Origin of the sequence: Roseobacter sp. FCG-D35, from assembly GCF_033436665.1 — a bacterium.
Lineage (GTDB): Bacteria > Pseudomonadota > Alphaproteobacteria > Rhodobacterales > Rhodobacteraceae > JAWQFO01.
Genome location: NZ_JAWQFO010000005.1, coordinates 34309 through 52852, shown reverse-complemented (window position 1 = coordinate 52852; position 18544 = coordinate 34309). Strand labels below are relative to the sequence as shown.

At 66.5% G+C, this 18544-nt stretch carries 17 protein-coding genes; 10 read left to right on the top strand and 7 right to left on the bottom strand.

The window, feature by feature from the left end; all coding sequences use genetic code 11:
* Positions 1-52 precede the first annotated feature (52 nt).
* Entirely contained in the window at positions 53-1423 is a 1371-nt protein-coding gene (locus R5H30_RS13000) for a CmpA/NrtA family ABC transporter substrate-binding protein (RefSeq protein ID WP_318328845.1), read from the bottom strand.
* A gap of 392 nt (positions 1424-1815) precedes the next feature.
* On the opposite strand from R5H30_RS13000, the gene R5H30_RS12995 reads away from it, so the two are divergent.
* Entirely contained in the window at positions 1816-3276 is a 1461-nt protein-coding gene (locus R5H30_RS12995) for an exopolysaccharide biosynthesis polyprenyl glycosylphosphotransferase (RefSeq protein ID WP_318328844.1), read from the top strand.
* 14 nt (positions 3277-3290) lie between these two features.
* On the opposite strand, the gene R5H30_RS12990 is transcribed toward R5H30_RS12995, so the two are convergent.
* Together R5H30_RS12990 and R5H30_RS12985 are read right to left on the bottom strand one after the other, a co-directional pair.
* Positions 3291-4469 (bottom strand): CmpA/NrtA family ABC transporter substrate-binding protein, encoded by a 1179-nt coding sequence (locus tag R5H30_RS12990; RefSeq protein ID WP_318328842.1) that lies wholly within the window; start codon positions 4467-4469, stop codon positions 3291-3293.
* Positions 4466-5050: an ANTAR domain-containing response regulator gene (locus R5H30_RS12985; RefSeq protein ID WP_318328840.1), complete on the bottom strand. Its 585-nt coding sequence runs from the start codon at positions 5048-5050 to the stop codon at positions 4466-4468. The genes R5H30_RS12990 and R5H30_RS12985 overlap by 4 nt, the downstream gene beginning before the upstream one ends.
* 306 nt (positions 5051-5356) lie before the next feature.
* Here R5H30_RS12985 and edd point away from each other — a divergent pair, with 306 nt between their 5' ends.
* Both edd and eda read left to right on the top strand, forming a co-directional pair.
* Positions 5357-7156 carry a phosphogluconate dehydratase gene (edd, locus tag R5H30_RS12980; protein ID WP_318328839.1) on the top strand — a complete coding sequence of 600 codons (1800 nt, stop codon included), beginning with the start codon at positions 5357-5359 and terminating at the stop codon, positions 7154-7156.
* A gap of 26 nt (positions 7157-7182) precedes the next feature.
* Entirely contained in the window at positions 7183-7827 is a 645-nt protein-coding gene (gene eda, locus R5H30_RS12975) for a bifunctional 4-hydroxy-2-oxoglutarate aldolase/2-dehydro-3-deoxy-phosphogluconate aldolase (protein WP_318328837.1), read from the top strand.
* Positions 7828-7845: 18 nt separating this feature from the next.
* On the opposite strand, the gene R5H30_RS12970 is transcribed toward eda, so the two are convergent.
* Complete coding sequence (locus tag R5H30_RS12970) at positions 7846-8946, bottom strand: Gfo/Idh/MocA family protein (RefSeq protein WP_318328836.1); 1101 nt, start codon at positions 8944-8946, stop codon at positions 7846-7848.
* 19 nt (positions 8947-8965) lie between these two features.
* Positions 8966-9676 carry a GntR family transcriptional regulator gene (locus R5H30_RS12965; protein ID WP_318328835.1) on the bottom strand — a complete coding sequence of 237 codons (711 nt, stop codon included), beginning with the start codon at positions 9674-9676 and terminating at the stop codon, positions 8966-8968.
* A gap of 101 nt (positions 9677-9777) precedes the next feature.
* Here R5H30_RS12965 and R5H30_RS12960 point away from each other — a divergent pair, with 101 nt between their 5' ends.
* Genes R5H30_RS12960 through R5H30_RS12935 form a run of 6 tightly spaced genes read left to right on the top strand, consistent with a single transcriptional unit; the run spans position 9778 to position 15555 of the window.
* Positions 9778-10932: an LLM class flavin-dependent oxidoreductase gene (locus R5H30_RS12960; protein WP_318328834.1), complete on the top strand. Its 1155-nt coding sequence runs from the start codon at positions 9778-9780 to the stop codon at positions 10930-10932.
* Entirely contained in the window at positions 10932-11822 is an 891-nt protein-coding gene (locus tag R5H30_RS12955) for an aldo/keto reductase (RefSeq protein WP_318328833.1), read from the top strand. The genes R5H30_RS12960 and R5H30_RS12955 overlap by 1 nt, the downstream gene beginning before the upstream one ends.
* The gene (locus tag R5H30_RS12950) at positions 11822-12337 is read left to right on the top strand and encodes a flavin reductase family protein (protein ID WP_318328832.1); all 516 of its coding nucleotides are present in this window, start codon (positions 11822-11824) and stop codon (positions 12335-12337) included. Before R5H30_RS12955 ends, R5H30_RS12950 begins: the two co-directional genes overlap by 1 nt.
* A 54-nt stretch (positions 12338-12391) precedes the next feature.
* A complete protein-coding gene (locus R5H30_RS12945) occupies positions 12392-12985 on the top strand; it encodes a TRAP transporter small permease (protein WP_318328831.1) in 594 nt (197 codons plus the stop codon).
* Positions 12986-14461, top strand: a complete 1476-nt coding sequence (locus R5H30_RS12940; RefSeq protein ID WP_318328830.1) for a TRAP transporter large permease — start codon at positions 12986-12988, stop codon at positions 14459-14461.
* Between the two features lie 29 nt (positions 14462-14490).
* Positions 14491-15555: a TRAP transporter substrate-binding protein gene (locus R5H30_RS12935; protein WP_318328829.1), complete on the top strand. Its 1065-nt coding sequence runs from the start codon at positions 14491-14493 to the stop codon at positions 15553-15555.
* A gap of 65 nt (positions 15556-15620) precedes the next feature.
* Here R5H30_RS12935 and R5H30_RS12930 read toward each other — a convergent pair whose 3' ends face one another.
* Positions 15621-16094, bottom strand: a complete 474-nt coding sequence (locus tag R5H30_RS12930; protein ID WP_318328828.1) for a tetratricopeptide repeat protein — start codon at positions 16092-16094, stop codon at positions 15621-15623.
* Positions 16095-16181: 87 nt separating this feature from the next.
* Here R5H30_RS12930 and R5H30_RS12925 point away from each other — a divergent pair, with 87 nt between their 5' ends.
* Positions 16182-17381, top strand: a complete 1200-nt coding sequence (locus R5H30_RS12925) for a cytochrome-c peroxidase (protein WP_318328827.1) — start codon at positions 16182-16184, stop codon at positions 17379-17381.
* A gap of 6 nt (positions 17382-17387) precedes the next feature.
* On the opposite strand, the gene R5H30_RS12920 is transcribed toward R5H30_RS12925, so the two are convergent.
* Positions 17388-18542 carry an acyl-CoA dehydrogenase family protein gene (locus R5H30_RS12920; protein ID WP_318328825.1) on the bottom strand — a complete coding sequence of 385 codons (1155 nt, stop codon included), beginning with the start codon at positions 18540-18542 and terminating at the stop codon, positions 17388-17390.
* Between the last annotated feature and the right edge of the window lie 2 nt (positions 18543-18544).

Below are 18544 nucleotides of genomic sequence, written 5' to 3'. Positions count from 1 at the left end.
AATGTCTGGAGAATAGGCCGGGCAGCGGCGTGGGCTGCCCGGCGCGACGGGCTCAGCCCTGGATCTGGTCGCCGACGACCGTCTGGTCGCCCTTGAGACCGATAGGCAGGCTGTCGAGGTAGGCGTTCGGCGCGCGCCCGTCGTAGGGAATGCCGTCGATGATGTCGGCGGCGGGCGTCGGCGCCTTGTAGCCGTCGCTGTCCCATGGGAAGTCCGCCTCGTCCGCGAGCCCCTCGTCGACCAGCATGCGCGCGGCCTCGAGGTAAATGTCCGGGCGATAGACCGATTTCGCGGTCTCGTCGTACCAGGCGTCGGTCTGCGGTTCGGCGATCTGGCCCCAGCGGCGCATCTGCGTGAGGTACCAGACGGCGTCCGAGTAGAAGGGATAGGTCGCGTTGTAGCGGAAGAAGACGTTGAAGTCGGGAACCTCGCGCACGTCGCCCTTTTCATACTCGAACGTGCCGGTCATCGAGTTGGCGATCACCTCGGCATCCGCGCCGACGTATTCGGGCCGTGACAGGATCTCGACCGCCTCCTCGCGGTTGGCGTTGTCGTTCTCGTCAAGCCAGATCGCCGCGCGGATCAGCGCCTTGGTCACGGCGCGCGTGGTGTTCGGGTACTGCTCGGCGAATTCGGCGGTGATCCCGAAGACCTTCTCGGGGTTGTTCTTCCACAGCTCGTAATCGGTGATCACCGGCACACCGATGCCCTTGAACACCGCCTGCTGGTTCCACGGCTCGCCGACGCAATAGCCCGAGATGGTGCCGGCCTCGAGGGTCGCTGGCATCTGCGGCGGCGGGGTCACCGACAGGAACACCTCTGCCCCGATCTGGCCGGTGACGTTGTCGGGCGAATAGTAGCCCGGGTTGATCCCCCCGGCGGCAAGCCAGTAGCGCAGCTCGTAATTATGGGTCGAAACGGGGAAGACCATGCCCATGTTGAAGGGCTTTCCCTCGGCCCAGAAGCTCTCGACCACCGGTTTCAGCGCCTCGGCCGAGATCGGGTGCTGCGGGCGGCCGTCGTCCATCGTGGGGATGTTCGGCTTCATCATCTCCCAGACCTCGTTCGAAACGGTGATGCCGTTGCCGTTGAGGTCCATCGAGAAGGGCGTGACGATATGCGCCTCGGTTCCGTAGCCGATCGTGGCGGCCAGCGGTTGGCCCGCCAGCATATGCGCCCCGTCGAGCTGGCCGTCGATCACCCCGTCCAGCAGCACCTTCCAGTTGGCCTGCGCCTCGAGCGTGACGAAAAGTCCCTCGTCCAGGAAATATCCCTGTTCGTAAGCGACGGCGAGCGGTGCCATGTCGGTGAGCTTGATGAACCCGAAGGTCAGCTCGTCCTTCTCGAGGTCGAGTTCGGCCAAAGCGGGTGCGGCGAAGAGTGCGGTTGCGGCGAATGCGCCGAGAATGGTCCTGTTGTTCATTGTTTCGGTCCTCGCATCGGATCTGCGCCGGGAGGATCACCCCCCGACAGTCGAAAGCCTGCTGTTCCAACCGGACGGAAATCCGGCGGACAGAGCGGCTTTGCTCGGGATAAGTCCCTGCTTCGGGGGTGACGGTCGAGCGCCCTTGCTCGACTTCGGTTTGTGTCTAGCGCTTCTGCACCGCAGAAAAAACGAAAACTTGCAGATCGCCTTGGCATTCCGGGCCGGAATCCGGGTCTGCCTGTTTCTTCGGCACCATCTCGCTGTGAATTTCGCCAATTGATCGAAAATCATGCAGGGATCGTTCAACCCCGCAGTGTGCCCGGCTACGGATGCTTAACTTGCAGCGTGCTAGGCCGAGCGCTCAGGTGAGACTCAGGCAGGTGCGTGACATGGTCCAAATCCCCGACCAGATCAGCGGAATAGATCACGAAGGAACGCTGGGCGAGGCAGCGGTGCGAATGGCCCTCGGCTTCTCGCGCCCCGCCTTCGTCGGCGTCAGGGTGGCGATCGTGGTGGCCTGTCTCGACGTTGTGACTTTGGGCGTTGCGATGTGGTTCGTCCTTTATGCCACGACCGCGTGGTTCTCCCCTCTGGCCGCGGTCCTGACCGCGCTGGGTCTGGCGGCCAGCGGGGTCTGCGCCGTCGCGGCCTGGCCGGGATACCGGCTGACAGTGTTGCAGAACCGGCGGTCGGTGGTCCCGAGTGCCGCGCTTCTGGCCTTCATGCCGCTCCTGCCCCTCCTGACCTTCACCACCCCCGCGACGCCCTCGGGCGAGTTGTTCGTCGCCGCGGCGGTGGCGTTCGTTTTCGGCACGCTGCCGGTGCGGATTTTCGTGGCCGTCGCGGTGCAGTGGCTGGTGGCGACCGGGCTCACCGCACGGCGCGCGGTCATGGCCGGCGGCAGCGACACCGAGGCGATGCGCGTCCTGCGCGGTCTCGAAGCTCAGCCCGACTGCGACGTGAAGGTTTGCGCCTTCTTCGACGACCGCGGGATCGACCGCGTGCCGGATCTGCTGCTGGACGTGCCCAAGATCGGACGGTTCGACGCGCTCGTCGATTTCTGCCGCATTGCCGAGATCGATCTGATCATCATGACCCTGCCGTTGTCTGCCGAGGCGCGGATGGCGCACCTGCTCGACAAGATGAGCGTCCTGCCGGTCGCGATTCACATTTCCGAGGTCAGCGAGGACCTGCGATTTCCGAACGCGCCCGGCGCCGGCGTCCTGAGCGGCACCTTCGGCGCCGAGCGACGCATGGCGAAGCGTCTGTTCGACATCGCCGTCGGCGGAACCGCCCTGGCGCTGTTGTCACCGGTCCTGCTTGCCGCGGCGCTTGCGGTCCGGCTCACCAGCCCGGGTCCGATCTTCTTCCGGCAGGAACGGCACGGCTTCAACAACCGCATCGTCAAGGTCTGGAAGTTCCGCAGCATGTACCACGACCGCTGCGACAGCGCCGCCGAACGCATCGTCACACGCGACGATAACAGGGTCACGCCGGTCGGGCGCATCCTGCGCAAGACCTCGATCGACGAGCTTCCGCAACTTCTCAACGTGCTCGACGGATCTCTGTCTTTGGTGGGGCCGCGGCCGCACGCGCTCACCGCTCTGTCCTCGCAGCAGGAAAAATTCAGCGAACTGGTGCGCAACTACTCGGCCCGTCACCGGCTTCCGCCGGGCATCACCGGACTGGCCCAGGTCAACGGGTTCCGGGGCGAGATCGAGGACCCCGAACAGCTGCGCGCCCGCGTCGACGACGACATGCGCTACATCGAGAACTGGTCGCTCTGGCTCGACATCAAGATCCTGCTGCGCACGCCGCTGGCCCTTCTGGACACGCGCAAGGCCTACTGACACCTGCGCCGGGTTCAGACCGGCGCCTTCGGGTCGAAGATCGCCCCGTCGAAGAACCGGTCCGGCATCAGCTGCAGACGTCCCGATTCCGAGGCCACCGCCGTCGGCACCTCGAGCGCCCCTTCGAGCTTGTCGGACGCGCCCGGCATTTCGGCACCGGTCCCGGCCAGGTGACGACGATAGAGATCGGTTCGAAACACGGCCCGCGCGGCCGAGACCGCGGCGCCGCGCTCCAGCCCGAGCCTCGCGGCGAGTCGCGCCGCGATCCAGGCCGCCTGCGATTTCCAGGGAAAGGTCGCGGCACCGGCATGAAACTCCAGAAACCCCGGAACATGCTGTTCATATCCGTCGCGGGCCGTCACAAGGCGCCCGCTGAGTGCACGGTCGATCACCTCCGGAGAAACCCCGAGATATCCGGGACGATGCAGAAGCTCGGCAGCGGTGATACGGTTCTCCACCCGGCCCAGCCAGCGGCCGGCCTTCCAGACCGCGCGCATCAGCCGCCCGGTCAGGTCCGGCTCGGTCTCGGCCCATTGGTGCCGGACGACCAGCACCTTTTCCGGCGCAAAGGACCGGATCGCCGCCGTCGGCAGGATCAGCTCTCCGACACCGCCCTCCACGGCGATCGAACCCCAGGGTTCTCCGACGCAAAAGGCGTCGATCTCGTCCGCCGCGATGGCGTCGGCCATCATCTGCGGCGGCAGCGTATGCACGTCGAGCGCCTGCGGCGCGGCCAACCCCAGCGATCCCAGCCAGTAATAGAGCAGTTCGGCATGCATCGAAAACGGGAACGGCACCCCGATCCGCAACGGTCGACCGAGCCCGATCAGCGCCCGCCCAACGGTCGCCGCGTCGCGCAGGGCGCCGGGCGGATGGCCGGCCTCCCGCAGTTGGGCCGCGATTTCGTTGGACACGCCGACCACGTTGCCGTTGACCGACAGAACCGACAGTACGTCGATCCGGTCCGACAGACCGCCCAGCCCCAGCGCCATCGCGACCGGCACCGGGCCGAGCATGTGCGCCGCCTCGATCTGCCCGACCGCCAACATGTCGCGCAGCATCGACCAGCTCGGGGCGCGGCGCAGGCTGAGGCGCAGCCCCTCTTCGTCGGCGAACCCCATCTCGCGCGCGACGATCAGCGGCGCCGCGTCCACCAGCGGAATGAAACCCGCCGTCAGTTCCAGGCCGCTCATTGCAGCAGGCCCGCCGCGGTGACCAGCGCCTCGGCCACGTCCGGCAGACGGCGGCCCTTTTCCATCGCGGTGCTGCGCAACAGCGCATAGGCCTCGTCCTCGGTCATCCCGCGACTGCGCATCAGGATGCCTTTCGCCCGCTCGATCACCTTGCGCTCCTGCAGGGCCTGCTTGGTGGCGGCAAGTTCCGTGCGCATGCGCTGAAACATCCGGAACCGCGCCACGGCGGCGTCAAGCACCGGGCGGATGCGATCGGGATGCAGCCCGCCCACGACATAGGCCGACACGCCGGCCTCGACCGCCTGGCGCGTCAGCGTGCTGTCGGTGCGGTCGACGAACATCGCCACCGGGCGTTCCAGCGGCCCGGACGCAAGCGCGAGTTCCTCCAGCGTATCGCGGCTCGGGCTGGTGAGGTCGACAAGGACCACGTCGGGATTGCGTTCTGCGATACTACGGCGCAGACCGGTCACGTCCGAGATGATGTGGAGTTCATGGTCCTCAACCTGCGTCAAGGCGTCGGCGATCATCAGCGCCCGGTCGCGGTCGCGCTCGATTATGACGATGGACAGTCGGTCGGGCATGCTGCATTGCAGAACCAGTGCCCGGCGCTTTTCAAGCCCGCCCCGGCAACAGGCCCCCGCGAACCGGTCAAAGCGCGGTCAGAAGACGTCCGAACTGCCTGCTCTTTGTGCAATCGGGTTGCGCGATATGCATGCAACTCCGCCAATGTCGCCAGATGCGCGGCAATTCGCGATCGCCGGCTCAGGCACCGCTCGACTGCAATTGAAGCTGCCGGCGCGACATGATAGGTTAGCGCTAACAGGAGTTGCGACAGCGACAGGTGTAACACCCGAAGCGATTCGACGCGCCGAACGAGGATCAAGCCCATGCTCAACGACACGCTCGCCAGGGTCACAGACCGCATAATAGCGCGCAGCGAACTGACGCGCCGCGCATATATGGACCGGATGGGACAGGCCGCTCAGGACGGACCCGCGCGGGCGCACCTGGGCTGCAGCGGACAGGCCCATGCCTATGCCGGCGCGGGTCCGGACCAGGAGGCGCTGGCCACGACGACTGCCGGCAACCTTGCGATCGTGACCACCTACAACGACATGCTCTCGGCGCATCAGCCATTCGAGCGCTTTCCCGAGCTGATCCGCGAGGCGGCGCGGCGCGTGGGCGGCACGGCGCAGGTCGCAGGCGGCGTTCCGGCGATGTGCGACGGTGTCACGCAAGGCACACCGGGGATGGAGCTGAGCCTGTTTTCGCGCGATGTCATCGCCATGGCGACCGGCGTCGCGATGAGCCACAACACCTATGACGCGGCGGTCTACCTCGGGGTCTGCGACAAGATCGTCCCGGGGCTGGTGATTGCCGCACAAACCTTCGGTCACATTCCGACGGTGTTCCTGCCGGCCGGGCCGATGACTTCCGGCATCTCCAATGACGAGAAGGCGAAGGTGCGCCAGCAGTTCGCCGCCGGTGAGGTCGGGCGCGACACGCTGATGAAGGCCGAGATGGCGGCTTATCACGGTCCCGGTACCTGCACCTTCTACGGCACCGCGAACACCAACCAGATGCTGATGGAGTTCATGGGGTTGCACCTGCCCGGTTCGAGCTTCGTCAACCCGAACACGCCGCTGCGCGACGCGCTGACCGAAGCCGGGGCGCAACGCGCATTGGCGATCAGCCATCTCGGGAACGAATATACGCCGGTCTGCGACGTGCTCGACGAACGCGCCTATGCCAACGGCATCGTCGGCCTTCATGCCACGGGCGGGTCGACCAATCTCCTGATCCATCTTGTCGCGATGGCGCGTGCAGGCGGCATCGTGCTCGACTGGCAGGATTTCTCGGATCTCGCCGACGTGACCCCGCTTTTGGCGCGGGTCTACCCCAACGGCCTTGCGGACGTGAACCACTTCCACGCTGCCGGTGGGCTCGGCTTCATGATCGGCGAACTTCTGGGCGCGGGCCTGCTGCACGAGGACGTGACGACGATCGCCGGGAAGGGGCTGGAGCGGTATACGCAAGAGCCCAAGATCACCGATGGGGTGCTGGACTGGGTCGCGGGACCGAAGACCAGCCTCAACGACAAGATCGTGCGCCCGGCGAACGATCCGTTCCAGCCGACCGGCGGGCTCAAGCGCATGGCCGGCGCGCTCGGCACCGCCGTCTGCAAGGTGTCCGCCGTGGCGCCCGAGCACCGCATCGTCGAAGCGCCCGCCCGCGTCTTTCACGACCAGGAAGCGGTCAAGGCGGCCTACCGGAACGGCGAATTCGACGGAGACGTCGTGGTCGTGGTGCGCTTTCAGGGACCCAAGGCCAACGGCATGCCGGAACTGCACAGCCTGACACCGATCCTCGCCAACCTGCTGGCACGCGGGCTGAAGGTGGCGCTGGTCACCGACGGGCGCATGTCCGGAGCCTCGGGCAAGGTCCTGTCGGCGATCCACGTCTGCCCCGAAGCGGTCGATGGCGGCAACATCGCGCGGGTGCGCGACGGCGACATCCTGCGTGTCGATGCCGAGCATGGCACTCTTGACATCGTGACCGAGGGCGTGCTCGACCGGCACTTGGCCGAGGCAGACCTGAGCGCAAACGAACACGGGCAGGGCCGGGATCTCTTCGCCAACTTCCGGCGGCTGGTCGGTTCGGCCGACACCGGCGCCAGCGTGCTCTGACTTTATCACCCACGAGGGAACTCTTGATGACACCGACCGAGGCCAGCGCCTTTACCCATGACATCTGCCGCAAGGCGCCGATCATCCCCGTGCTCGTCGTTCGCGACACGAAGACCGCGAAACCCTTGGCCGAGGCTCTGGTCGCGGGCGGCCTCCCGGTGCTCGAGGTCACGCTGCGCACGCCCGCAGCCCTCGAGGCGATCTCGCAGATGGCGCAGGTCGAAGGCGGCATCGCCGGCGCCGGAACGCTTCTGACGCCCGACGACGTGAAGCGCGCAGTCGATGCGGGCGCCCGGTTCGGCGTCTCGCCCGGTGCGACCGACGAGCTGCTGGATGCCGCCGAGGCCGCCGGCCTGCCGATGCTGCCGGGAGCCGCAACGGCCAGCGAGGCCATGCGGCTGCTGGCCCGCGGCTATGACATGCTCAAGTTCTTTCCAGCCGAGACATCGGGCGGAGCGCCCGCGCTCAAGGCGCTTGCGGGCCCGCTGCCGCAGGTCCGGTTCTGCCCGACGGGCGGGGTCAGCCCGAAGAACGCCGAAAGCTACCTGTCCTTGCCGAACGTGGTCTGCGCGGGCGGGAGCTGGGTCGCACCCGAAGACAAGGTCTCGGGCGAAGACTGGGCCGGGATCACGGAACTCGCCCGCTCCGCAAGTACTCTCGGCCAAGGCTGATCCGCGCGCGGTCGACTTCTACAGGCTGTCGAAAGTCACCGCCGTCCCGGTCTCGGCCGACACCTGAGCCGCCTGCCCCATGCGCACCGCCCAGGCGCCATCGTCCACGGTGACCTCGGGACGCCCGCCGGAGCGCACGAGGTCGAGAAACCGCCGGTGCTGGTAGAAGGTCGATCCGTTGTGGTCGCCGGCCTCCAGCAGCGTGGGGTCCACCGGGATTTCCCGCAGCGCCGGACCTTTGGGCGCGCGCGGGCTCACTTCGAGCTCCGGAACCGGCGGGGCGCCAAGCTCGACCGGCCAGAACCGGGACGGCCCCGGCACGCGGGCCTCGATCTTGCCCTGCGAGCCCACCGCCGAAATCTCCTCCTGGAACCGCGCGCCCTCGGCGAACATGCACAGCTCCAGCATTGCCCGCGCTCCGGAGGCGAAATCGACGATGACGTAGCCATGATCGAGGATGTCCGGCACCTCTCCGCCGTAGCTTTCGTCGAGATGATTGACCGCCTGCCCGCCCGTGGCCATCACGCGCACCGGGTCGGATTTCAGGATCAGCCGCATCAGGTCGAAGAAATGGCAGCATTTCTCGACGAACGTGCCGCCGGTGTTTCGGTTGAACCGGTTCCAGTCGCCCACCTTCCGCAGGAACGGAAAGCGGTGTTCGCGGATGCTGAGCATGCGCACCCCGCCCGTCACCGCCTCGGCCTCGGCGACCAGCACAGCAACGGGCGGCATGTAGCGATACTCCATCGCAACCCAGATCGGCGCCGGGTAGCCGGCCTTCAGCGCCTCGATCCGAGTCCGGTCGGAGGGGTTGGTGTAAAGCGGCTTTTCGACCAGCAGCGGCAGCGGACGGCGCGCGGCGATCTCTTCGATCTGCCCGACGTGAAGATGGTTGGGGCTGACGATGACGAGGCAGTCGAGGCTTTCATCCGTCAGCAGGTCGTCGACCGATCCCGCCATCCGTGCCCCGGGCGCCAGCTTTCCGGCGATCCGCGCCATCGCGGCATCGGGCTCGAAGATCGCGGCGACGCGGGCGTTCTCCAAGAGCGCGATGTTGCGCAGATGCTCCTGCCCCATCATGCCGCATCCGATCAGCCCGTAGTTGATCTGCCGGGTCATCCAGCCGTCCTTTCCAGTCTTACTTGAGGCGCTGCACGTAGATCGCCCGGTCCGGGTCGAACCACGTGCGCGAGAATTCCACCGGTTCCGGCCGGTCCGACCAGCTGAACCGTTCGATATAGCCGACGGTCGCGCCGCCCGGCTTCGGGAAATGCGCCGGCGTCCACGCCGGCAGCGCGCCGACACACACCCTGTCCTCGGCGCGGGTGATCCAGAATCCGAGCTGCTTCTGGTAATAGCGATAGAGCGAATCCGACAGCGTTGCGGCCTCGATACGGCCCGCCGATTCGTCGAGCCAGATTTCCTCGACGGCAATCATCGTGTCATTGAGATAGCGCAGACGCCTCACGCGTGAGCCCCGCTGGGCAGAGCCGAAGCGCGGCAGGTCCACCGGTTTCGGCAACAGGTCGACCTCGAGCACGTCGGCCCGCGGCAGCCCGCCCCCCTCGGGCAGTTCGAGCCGGAACATCGCGTAGACGCTGCCGTCGTTGCCCGCGTCCCGGACGTAGTTGCCCGAGCCCTGCACACGCTCGAGCATGCCCTTCTTTTCCAGCTCGGCCAGCGCCTTGCGCAGCGTGCCCACCGACACGTCGAGATCGGCGGCCATCTCGCGCTCGGGCGGCAGGCGTTCGCCGTCGAGGATGCGGCCCGCGGCCACGTCGCGGATCAGCAGCTCCGCGAGCTGCACGTAAACCGGCAGGGCATTGGGATTTCGGGTCGGCTGACGCACGGGCCACGCTTCTCGGCCAAAAAAATTGATACACTATTGATCTACATCAAGGCGGTTGCTACGCAAGGACAAAAGCAACCTCGCACCGGAGCCTTTTCTGAATGAGTGTCGTGCCGATCACCTCCAAGGACCTCGACGCGGTGGAGGTGTCTTGGTTCTCCGCGCTCTGCTCGGACGATTACCGGTTTCTCGGCGTGCCGGAAGGCGATCTGCGGTCAAGCTGGGCGCATTGCTCGGAGATCGTGAAGGAGGCCGAGCGGCAGGGCTTTCGCAACATCCTGTGCCCCTCCTCCTACCAGGTCGGGCAGGACACGCTCAGCTTCGTCGCGGGCTGCGCGCCGATCACGGAAAAGATCAATATACTGGCCGCCGTGCGCTGCGGCGAGATGCAGCCGATCATGCTGGCGCGCACTATCGCGACGCTCGATCACATGCTGGAAGGCCGGCTGACGGTCAACATCATCTCGTCGGACTTTCCCGGAGAGAAGGCCGACAGCACCTTCCGATACCAACGGTCGCGCGAGGTGGTCGAGATCCTGAAGCAGGCCTGGACCCAGGACGAGATCAACTACGAGGGCGAGGTCTACCAGTTCGAGAATGTCTCGACGGACCCGGCGAAACCTTACCAGACCGGCGGTCCGCTGCTTTACTTCGGCGGCTATTCCCCCGCGGCGCTGGAGCTTTGCGGCGAACATTGCGACGTCTACCTGATGTGGCCCGAGACCAAGGACCAGCTGGCCGAGCGGATGAAGGCGGTCAACGCAGTGGCCGAGGCCAAGGGGCGTACGCTGGACTACGGGCTGCGGGTCCACATGATCGTGCGCGACACCGAGGCCGAGGCGCGCGAATACGCCGATCACATCGCCTCGAAGCTCGATGACGAGCTGGGCCGGCTGATCCGGGACCGGGCGCTCGATTCGACCTCGCTCGGCGTGTCGCACCAGGCCCGGGCGCGGGAACTGGCGGACCAGTTCGGCTATGTCGAACCCGGTCTCTGGACCGGGGTCGGACGGGCGCGTTCGGGCTGCGGCGCGGCGCTTGTGGGCTCGACCGACCAGGTCATGTCGAAGATCGAGGAGTACCGCAAGATGGGCATGCGCGCCTTCATATTCTCGGGCTATCCGCATATCGACGAGGCGAAGCACTTTGGCCAGCGCGTCATGCCACATCTCGACACCTGCTCGCTGCCGCACGCCTACGGACGGGTGCCGGACGGAACGCCGGCGACACCGCTTGGAACCGGGGAGCGCCGCTGATGGAACGGGTGAAGATTTCCGACACGCTGCAGATGAGCCGGATCGTTTACGGCATGTGGCGCATCGCCGACGATGCGGACACATCGCCGGCCCATGTCGAGGCCAAGATCCAGAGCTGTCTCGATCAGGGCATCACCACCTTCGATCAGGCCGACATCTACGGCGGCTACACCGCCGAGGCGGTGCTGGGTGGCGCGCTGCGCGCCAACCCGTCCCTGCGCGGCCAAATGGAGATCGTGACCAAGTGCGACATCGTCGCGCCGGCCGGCCGCCACGCCAGCGCACGGGTCAAGCACTACGACACGTCGCGCGCCCATATCCTTGCGTCCGTCGACGCTTCGCTTTCTGACATGGGGATCGAGCATATCGACCTGCTGCTGATCCACCGACCCGACCCGCTGTTGGACCATCACGAGACGGGCGCGGCCCTGGACGAGGTCGTGTCCGCCGGCAAGGTAGGCGCCATCGGCGTGTCGAACTTCCGCCCCTGGGACTGGGAGCTTCTGCAATCGGCGATGAAGACGCCGCTGGTGACCAACCAGATCGAGATTTCGCTGGGCGAGATCGCGCCCTTCACGAATGGCGATCTCGCCTTTCACCAGCGCCACGGCCATCGCATCATGGCCTGGTCGCCTCTGGGCGGCGGTCGCCTGATGACAGAAAAGACCCCCCTCGGGGAGGTTGCCGACCGGATCGCAGAAGAACGCGGTGTCGATCGCGCCGCCGTGGCCGTCGCCTTCCTGCTGGCCCATCCCGCAGGCATCCTGCCGGTGATGGGGACCAACAATCTCGACCGGATCGCACAGATTTCGAAGGCTGCAGAGGTCAAGCTGGACCGTGAAGAGTGGTATCAGCTTTACGAGGCGGCGCTTGGACAAGAGGTGCCATGATGAACGCCCATTCCACGGACATGGCGCGGATGTTCGCGCCCGGCGAGGCCGACACCCGACTGCTGCGCGACGCCTACGGTCGTTTCGCCACCGGCGTCACGATCGTGACCTGCGACGGCGCCGATGGTCCCGTCTGCATCACAGCGAACAGTTTCTCGTCGCTCTCGCTCGACCCGCCGCTGGTGATGTGGGCGGTCGACCGGGGGTCGCGCCGCTTTCCGCATTTCGACCGTGCTGGCCATTTCGCCGTCCACGTGCTGTCGGCCGAGCAGGGCGATCTTTGCCAGGCCTGCGCGCGGGACGCGCAGGCGCTGCGCAGGATCGAACACGGAAACGGGTTTGGCGGGGCGCCGCTGCTGGCCGACTGTCTCGCGCGGTTCGAGTGCGAACGCTATTCGGTGCATGAAGCGGGCGATCATGTCATTGTCGTCGGCAAGGTGCTGCGGGTCGGCATGGGCCAGGGAGACGCGCTGACGTTTTTTGCCGGGAAGTTCGGGCAGGTCGCGCAGCCTTAGGCGCGGAAAGACCGCGGGCGTTCCGGAGAGGCCGCGGGAACTGGGAGGATCCGCATGGGCGGATTGTTGTCGGTGCTCGCACCGATCGGGTTCGTCAACGAGACCCTGCTGCGCATCGGACGCGCGGTGGGCGCGCTTGCCGTGGCGCTGATGGTCCTCGCGATCCTGATCCAGATCTTCTTTCGCTACGTGCTCAACAACGCCCTGCCCTGGCCGGACGAGGCGGCGCGGTTCTGCATGCTCTGGATGACCGGCCTGATGGCCCCGACCGCCTTCCGGCGTGGCGGGTTCGTGGCGATCGAGATGCTCGGCCGCTTCCTGCCACGCGCGGCGGGGCAGATCCTCAACCTGATGCTCCTGAGCCTCAGCCTGATCGTGCTGATCGTCGGGGTACAGCTGGGCTGGGAAGAGATCACTGGCTTCGGCGGCCGCTTCGCCACCGCCTCGCTCTACCTGCCGATGTCGCTGGATTTCGAAAGCTGGTTGCGGGTGCCGCGCAGCTGGATGATGGCCTCGCTTTTTGTGGGCGTGCTGCTGCTGCTGATGGTCAATATCGAGCTGATCCTGCGCAGCCTGATCACGCTTCTCGGCGGCGGCGACCGGCTGCCCGAAATCCCCGAGGCGGCAGCCCAGCCGGGGGTGGAATAGATGCTGGTCTGGTTCCTGCCCGTCTTCCTCGTCTTCCTGCTGATCGGCCTGCCGGTGTTCTTCGCGCTGCTCGCCGCACCCGGCGCGCTTTTGTGGCTGAACGGGCAGGAAAAGGACCTGACCCTGCTCTACCGCAACGTCTACAACGGCATGGACAGCTTTCCGCTGATGGCGATCCCGTTCTTCATGCTCGCGGGCGAGCTGATGAACCGGGGCGGCATCACCGAACGCCTCGTCGAGTTCAGCCAGGCGCTGATGGGCCATCTGCGCGGCGGGCTGGCGCAGGTCAACATCCTCAGCTCGATCCTGTTCGCGGGGCTCTCGGGGTCCGCCGTCGCGGATACCTCCGCGCTCGGCTCGATGCTGGTCCCTGCGATGGAGCGCGAGGGCTACACGCGCCGCTACGCCGCCGCGATCACGGCAGCGAGTTCCGTGATCGGGCCGATCATCCCCCCGTCGGGCATCATGATCATCTACGCCTACGTCATGGGCGAGAGCGTCGCCGCTCTGTTTCTCGCGGGGATCGTGCCGGGTGTGCTGGTCGGCACCGGCCTGATGCTGATGGTGCGCGTGACCGCCAATCATTACGACCTGCCGGCCGCGCACCGCGTCGTTCTGCGCGGAACCGAGATGGGCCGCGTGGAATGGTGGGTGTCCTTCGCACTGGTCCGGCTCAACCTCGCGCTGCTGATCTACGCTTTCCTGCCGCTGGGCGAGGACGCGGGTGCGGCGGCATTCTGGGGCGCGCTGCTGGCCTGCCTGGTTGCGGCGCATCTCTTCTTTCTCGGCCTGCGCCGCAAGGTCAGCCCGGAGTTTCGCGTCGTCTGCAAGCGCGCGATGGTGCCGCTGCAGACCCCGGTGCTGATCCTGGGCGGCATCCTCGGCGGTGTCTTCACCCCGACCGAGGCCGCCGCGATGGCGGTGGCTTACGCGCTGCTCGTCAGCTTCGCGATCCTGCGCAGCCTGAAGCTGCGCGACCTGCCGCGGATCTTCACCGGAGCGGGGATTACCTCGGCGGTCGTGCTGCTGCTTGTCGGCGCGGCGATGGCCTTCAAGACCGTCGTCAGCCTTTCGCACGCGCCCGAAACACTGGCGGGGCTAATTCTCACGCTGTCGGAAAACCCGCTGATCCTGCTGTTCCTGATCAATCTGCTGCTCTTCGTCGTCGGCATGTTCCTCGACGCGGGCCCCGCGATCATCATCCTGGCCCCGATCCTCGGCCCGATCTTCACCGATCTCGGGGTCGACCCGATCCACTTCGCGATCATCATGAGCGTGAACCTGACCGTGGGCCTTGCCACGCCGCCTATGGGGCTGGTGCTGTTCGTGGCCTCGGCGGTCGCGCATGAGCGGATCGAGACCATTGCCCGTGCGATCCTGCCGTTTCTCGCCGTGGAAGTAGCCGTGATCTTCCTGATCACCTACGTTCCGGCCATTTCCATGACCATCCCGCGCCTTGCGGGCTTCGCCAACTGACAACGACTTAAAACGGGAGGAAACCCACCATGCTGAAGACTGTCCTGAAATCGTCCGCCGTCGCGGCCCTGCTTGCGGTCACACCGCTTGCGGCGGTGGCGCAGGAATACACGCTGCGTGCGACGGCGAATTCGAACGAGGACGACGAGGATTACGACGGCCTTATCGTCTTCAAGAACTACGTCGAGAACGCCTCGAACGGCGCCATCGCCGTGGAACTCTTCATTGGCACGCAACTCTGCTCGCAGCCCGAGGAATGCATGCAGGGCGTGGCCGACGGCACCATCGACATCTACATCGCGACCTCGTCCGGTGCGGCCAACATCTTCCCTTACGTGCAGGTTCTCGACCTGCCCTACCTGATGTCGGACGACCGAGTGGCCGAGGCGGTGCTGGCCAACGACAGTGCGTTCGTCGACCTGCTGCAACAGAAGGTCATGGAGGATTCGGGTGGCGCGATGCGGCTGATGACGGTGGGCAACACCGGCGGCTGGCGCAACTTCGCCAATACCGAGCGCCAGGTGAAGCAACCTTCGGATCTCGAAGGGCTCAAACTGCGGACAGTCGTCGCCGACCTGCCACAAGAGCTGGTCAAGGCTCTGGGCGCCTCGCCAACGCCGATCCCGTGGCCCGAGCTTTTCACTTCGCTGCAGACCAAGGTCGTCGAGGGCACGGCCAACGGCATCACCGACATCATGAACATGAAGTTCCCGGATGCCGGTCTGAAGTACCTGACGCTCGACGGGCACAGCTACATGGGCGCGATGTGGTTCATGAACAACGAGAAATTCATGGCGATGTCGCCGGAACTGCGCACCGTGGTCTCGGACGGGTTCTACCAGCTTCAGCAGGCCACCTTCGCCTCGCCCAAGCGCAAGTCGATCCAGGCCTACGAGGACTTCGTCGCCGGCGGCGGTGACATATACGTGCCGAGCCCCGAGGAAAAGGCGGCGTTCAAGGAAGCCGCGGACCCGGTCTATGAATGGTTCAAGTCGAACGTGGACGGCGGACAGGAAGCGTTCGACGCGCTGACCGCCTCGGTGTCCGAGGCCGAAGCCGCCATCGACGCGGCCCGCGCGGCGGACACGCAATAGGCTTGTCTGACTTGCAACACCAGCGCGCGCGGCATGCGCCGCGCGCGTCCTACCCGGGGCCCGGCTCAGCGGAACGGGTACATCCAGGGGCGGTAGTCGTCGACCAGCACCTTGGCCCGGTCGATCTCGTCCGCACTCATCTTCCGGACAACGTCTTCGAGGCTGATCGCGGCGTCGGGATCCCCGCCGATCGTGCTGAGCGCGTACCACAGGTAGGCGCGGACAAGGTCCGGTTCCGGCATCCCGAGGCCCAGTTCGTAGTACCAGCCGACACCGGATTGCGCGCCCGGATGACCCTTCATCGAGGATCGCAGGTACCACTCGAAGGCCCGCTCGTGATCCTGCTCGACCCCAAGCCCCATCGCGTACATGACACCGATCAGCTCTTCGGCGTCGGCGTTGCCCGACCGCACCGCCGGCAGAAGCTCTTCGCGCGCCTGTTCGAAGTCGCCGGCCTCCATCAGGTCGCGCGCGGCCTCGATCTCGGCCCAGGCCGAAGTGGCGAAGCAAAGACAAAGACAATACGCAAGCTGGCGCATCTGGCAGCCTTCCTGTTGTCCGGCGCGGCGGCGAGCGCGCAGGACTTGCCACCTCCGCTGACCGACGCCGATTTCCTTCCCTTCGATATGAAACAGGCGGCCATCGGGCATCAACTGTTTTACGACACGATCCTGTCGGGGAACCGCAACACCGCCTGTGCGCACTGCCACCACCCAGATTTCGGCACCTCCGACGGCCTGTCGCTGGGGATCGGCGAAGGCGGCGTTGGCCTCGGCCCCGACCGGACTCCCGGCGACGGAGACAGCCGCATCCGCAAGCGCGTGCCGCGCAACTCGCCCGGTCTGTGGAACCTCGGCGCGCGCGAGATCGACGTGATGTTCCACGACGGGCGGCTGAGCCGTTCGGACCTCTACGGCAACGGGTTCAACTCTCCGGCCGAGGAATACCTGCCGCAGGGACTGAACTCGGTGCTGGCGGCACAGGCGCTGTTTCCGCTGACCGCGCAATTCGAGATGGCCGGGAACACCGGCGAGAACGAGATCATCGGCGCAGTGCAGGATCGGATCGACCGGGGCTGGCCGATCCTCGCCAAGCGCGTGCGCACCGATCCGCGCTATGGTCCGGCCTTCGTCGAGGCGTTCGACACGGTCGATGCGCCCATCGATGTCAGCATCGTCGAGATCGGCAATGCGCTCGCGGCCTTCATGGCGCTGGAATGGCGCAGCACGGACAGCCCGTTCGACCGATTTCTCGCAGGGGATGGGGGCGCGCTTTCGCCCGGTCAGCGCGCCGGGATGGACCTCTTCTACGGAAAGGCCGCCTGCGCCACATGCCATTCCGGTCCGCTGCTGTCGGACCAGAAGTTTCACGCGCTCGGCCTGCCGCCGTTCGGGCCGGGTCGCACGCGGCGGTTCGATCCCTATGCCCGCGACGTCGGCCGCATGGCCGAAACCGACCGGATCGAGGATGCCTACCGCTTCCGCACGCCGATGCTGCGCAACGTGGCACTCACCGCGCCTTATGGCCATAACGGCGCGTTCGCGACACTCGACGGTATCATCCGGCACCACCTCGACGCGGAGGCTAGCCTCGCAAGCTGGACCCCAGACATGGCGAAACTGACCCCGGTTGCGTGGCTTGCGGGGGGCGACTTCGTGATCCTGCAGGACCGGCTCGAGATGGACCGGCAGTCCCTGGCGCGGGACCTCGCACCGCAAGCGCTCAGCGAGGAAGAGATCGCGCATCTCGTGGATTTCATGCACGCGCTCACCGGCGAGATGGCGACGCGGACGACCTTCGGCATTCCCGAGTGGTTCCGCCCCTGACCCGTCTCAGCCGTGCGCGGCCATCGTGGCGCGGGCGATGACGATCTTCTGCACGTCCGACGCACCCTCGTAGATGCGCAAAGCCCGGATATCGCGGTACAGCTGCTCGGGCACGCCGCCGACCCGGACCCCGTCTCCGCCGTGCAACTGCACCGCCTTGTCGATCACCCGCTGCGCCTGGTCGGTCGAGAAAAGCTTGGCCATCGCCGCCTCTCGGCTGACCCGGGGCGCGCCGGAATCCTTGGTCCAGGCCGCACGATAGATCAGCAAAGCGCTGGCATCGACATCGAGCGCCATGTCGGCAAGATGCCCCTGCACCATCTGCAGGTCCGACAGCGGCGCACCGAACAACTGACGCTCGGCCACCCGGTCCAGCGACACGTCAAGCGCGCGCCGGGCGAAGCCCAGCGCCGCTGCGGCCACGGTCGAACGGAACACGTCGAGCACCGACATGGCGATGCGGAACCCGTCGCCGGGCTGGCCGATCATCGCATCGGCATCCAGTCGCACGTCGTCGAAACGCAGCCGCGCCAAGGGATGCGGCGCCACGACCTCGAGCCGTTCGGCCACTTCAAGACCCGGCGTGTCCGCCGGCACCACGAAGGCCGACAGCCCCTTGGCCCCGGGCGCCTCGCCGGTGCGCGCGAAGACGGTGTAGACATCCGCGATGCCGCCGTTCGAAATCCAGGTCTTCTCGCCGTTCAGGACGTATCCGTTGCCGTCGCGGTCCGCCGTCATCGCGCTGTTTGCGACGTCCGACCCGGACTGCGGTTCGGTCAGAGCGAAGGCGGAAATCGCCTGGCCCGCGCGGGTTCTGCGCAACCAGTCGCGTTGCTCGGGCGTGCCGAACAGGGTCAAAGCGCCGGTCCCCAGCCCCTGCATCGCAAAAGCGAAATCGGCAAGCCCGTCGTGCCGCGCCAGCGTTTCGCGGATCAGGCACAGGCTGCGCACGTCGAGGCTGCCCGGCGCGTCCGGGTCGACGGCGGAGTGCGTGAGCCAGCCGTCCTCGCCCAGTCGCGCGACCAGCGACCGGCAGGCGGCATCGGTGTCGCCGTGGTCGATCGCGCCAAGCTCGGTCGCGCACCAGTCGTCCAGCGCCGCGCCCAGTTCGCGGTGTCGCGGCTCGAAGAACGGCCAGTCGAGAAAGCTGCGGTCCGGCATCG

Bases quoted from the DNA above. Each gene is read 5' to 3' on its own strand.
- R5H30_RS13000 (WP_318328845.1), bottom strand. From the start codon at position 1,423: ATGAACAACAGGACCATTCTCGGCGCATTCGCCGCAACCGCACTCTTC.
- R5H30_RS12995 (WP_318328844.1), top strand. From the start codon at position 1,816: ATGGTCCAAATCCCCGACCAGATCAGCGGAATAGATCACGAAGGAACG.
- R5H30_RS12990 (WP_318328842.1), bottom strand. From the start codon at position 4,469: ATGAGCGGCCTGGAACTGACGGCGGGTTTCATTCCGCTGGTGGACGCG.
- R5H30_RS12985 (WP_318328840.1), bottom strand. From the start codon at position 5,050: ATGCCCGACCGACTGTCCATCGTCATAATCGAGCGCGACCGCGACCGG.
- edd (WP_318328839.1), top strand. From the start codon at position 5,357: ATGCTCAACGACACGCTCGCCAGGGTCACAGACCGCATAATAGCGCGC.
- eda (WP_318328837.1), top strand. From the start codon at position 7,183: ATGACACCGACCGAGGCCAGCGCCTTTACCCATGACATCTGCCGCAAG.
- R5H30_RS12970 (WP_318328836.1), bottom strand. From the start codon at position 8,946: ATGACCCGGCAGATCAACTACGGGCTGATCGGATGCGGCATGATGGGG.
- R5H30_RS12960 (WP_318328834.1), top strand. From the start codon at position 9,778: ATGAGTGTCGTGCCGATCACCTCCAAGGACCTCGACGCGGTGGAGGTG.
- R5H30_RS12955 (WP_318328833.1), top strand. From the start codon at position 10,932: ATGGAACGGGTGAAGATTTCCGACACGCTGCAGATGAGCCGGATCGTT.
- R5H30_RS12950 (WP_318328832.1), top strand. From the start codon at position 11,822: ATGAACGCCCATTCCACGGACATGGCGCGGATGTTCGCGCCCGGCGAG.
- R5H30_RS12945 (WP_318328831.1), top strand. From the start codon at position 12,392: ATGGGCGGATTGTTGTCGGTGCTCGCACCGATCGGGTTCGTCAACGAG.
- R5H30_RS12940 (WP_318328830.1), top strand. From the start codon at position 12,986: ATGCTGGTCTGGTTCCTGCCCGTCTTCCTCGTCTTCCTGCTGATCGGC.
- R5H30_RS12935 (WP_318328829.1), top strand. From the start codon at position 14,491: ATGCTGAAGACTGTCCTGAAATCGTCCGCCGTCGCGGCCCTGCTTGCG.
- R5H30_RS12930 (WP_318328828.1), bottom strand. From the start codon at position 16,094: ATGCGCCAGCTTGCGTATTGTCTTTGTCTTTGCTTCGCCACTTCGGCC.
- R5H30_RS12925 (WP_318328827.1), top strand. From the start codon at position 16,182: ATGAAACAGGCGGCCATCGGGCATCAACTGTTTTACGACACGATCCTG.
- R5H30_RS12920 (WP_318328825.1), bottom strand. From the start codon at position 18,542: ATGCCGGACCGCAGCTTTCTCGACTGGCCGTTCTTCGAGCCGCGACAC.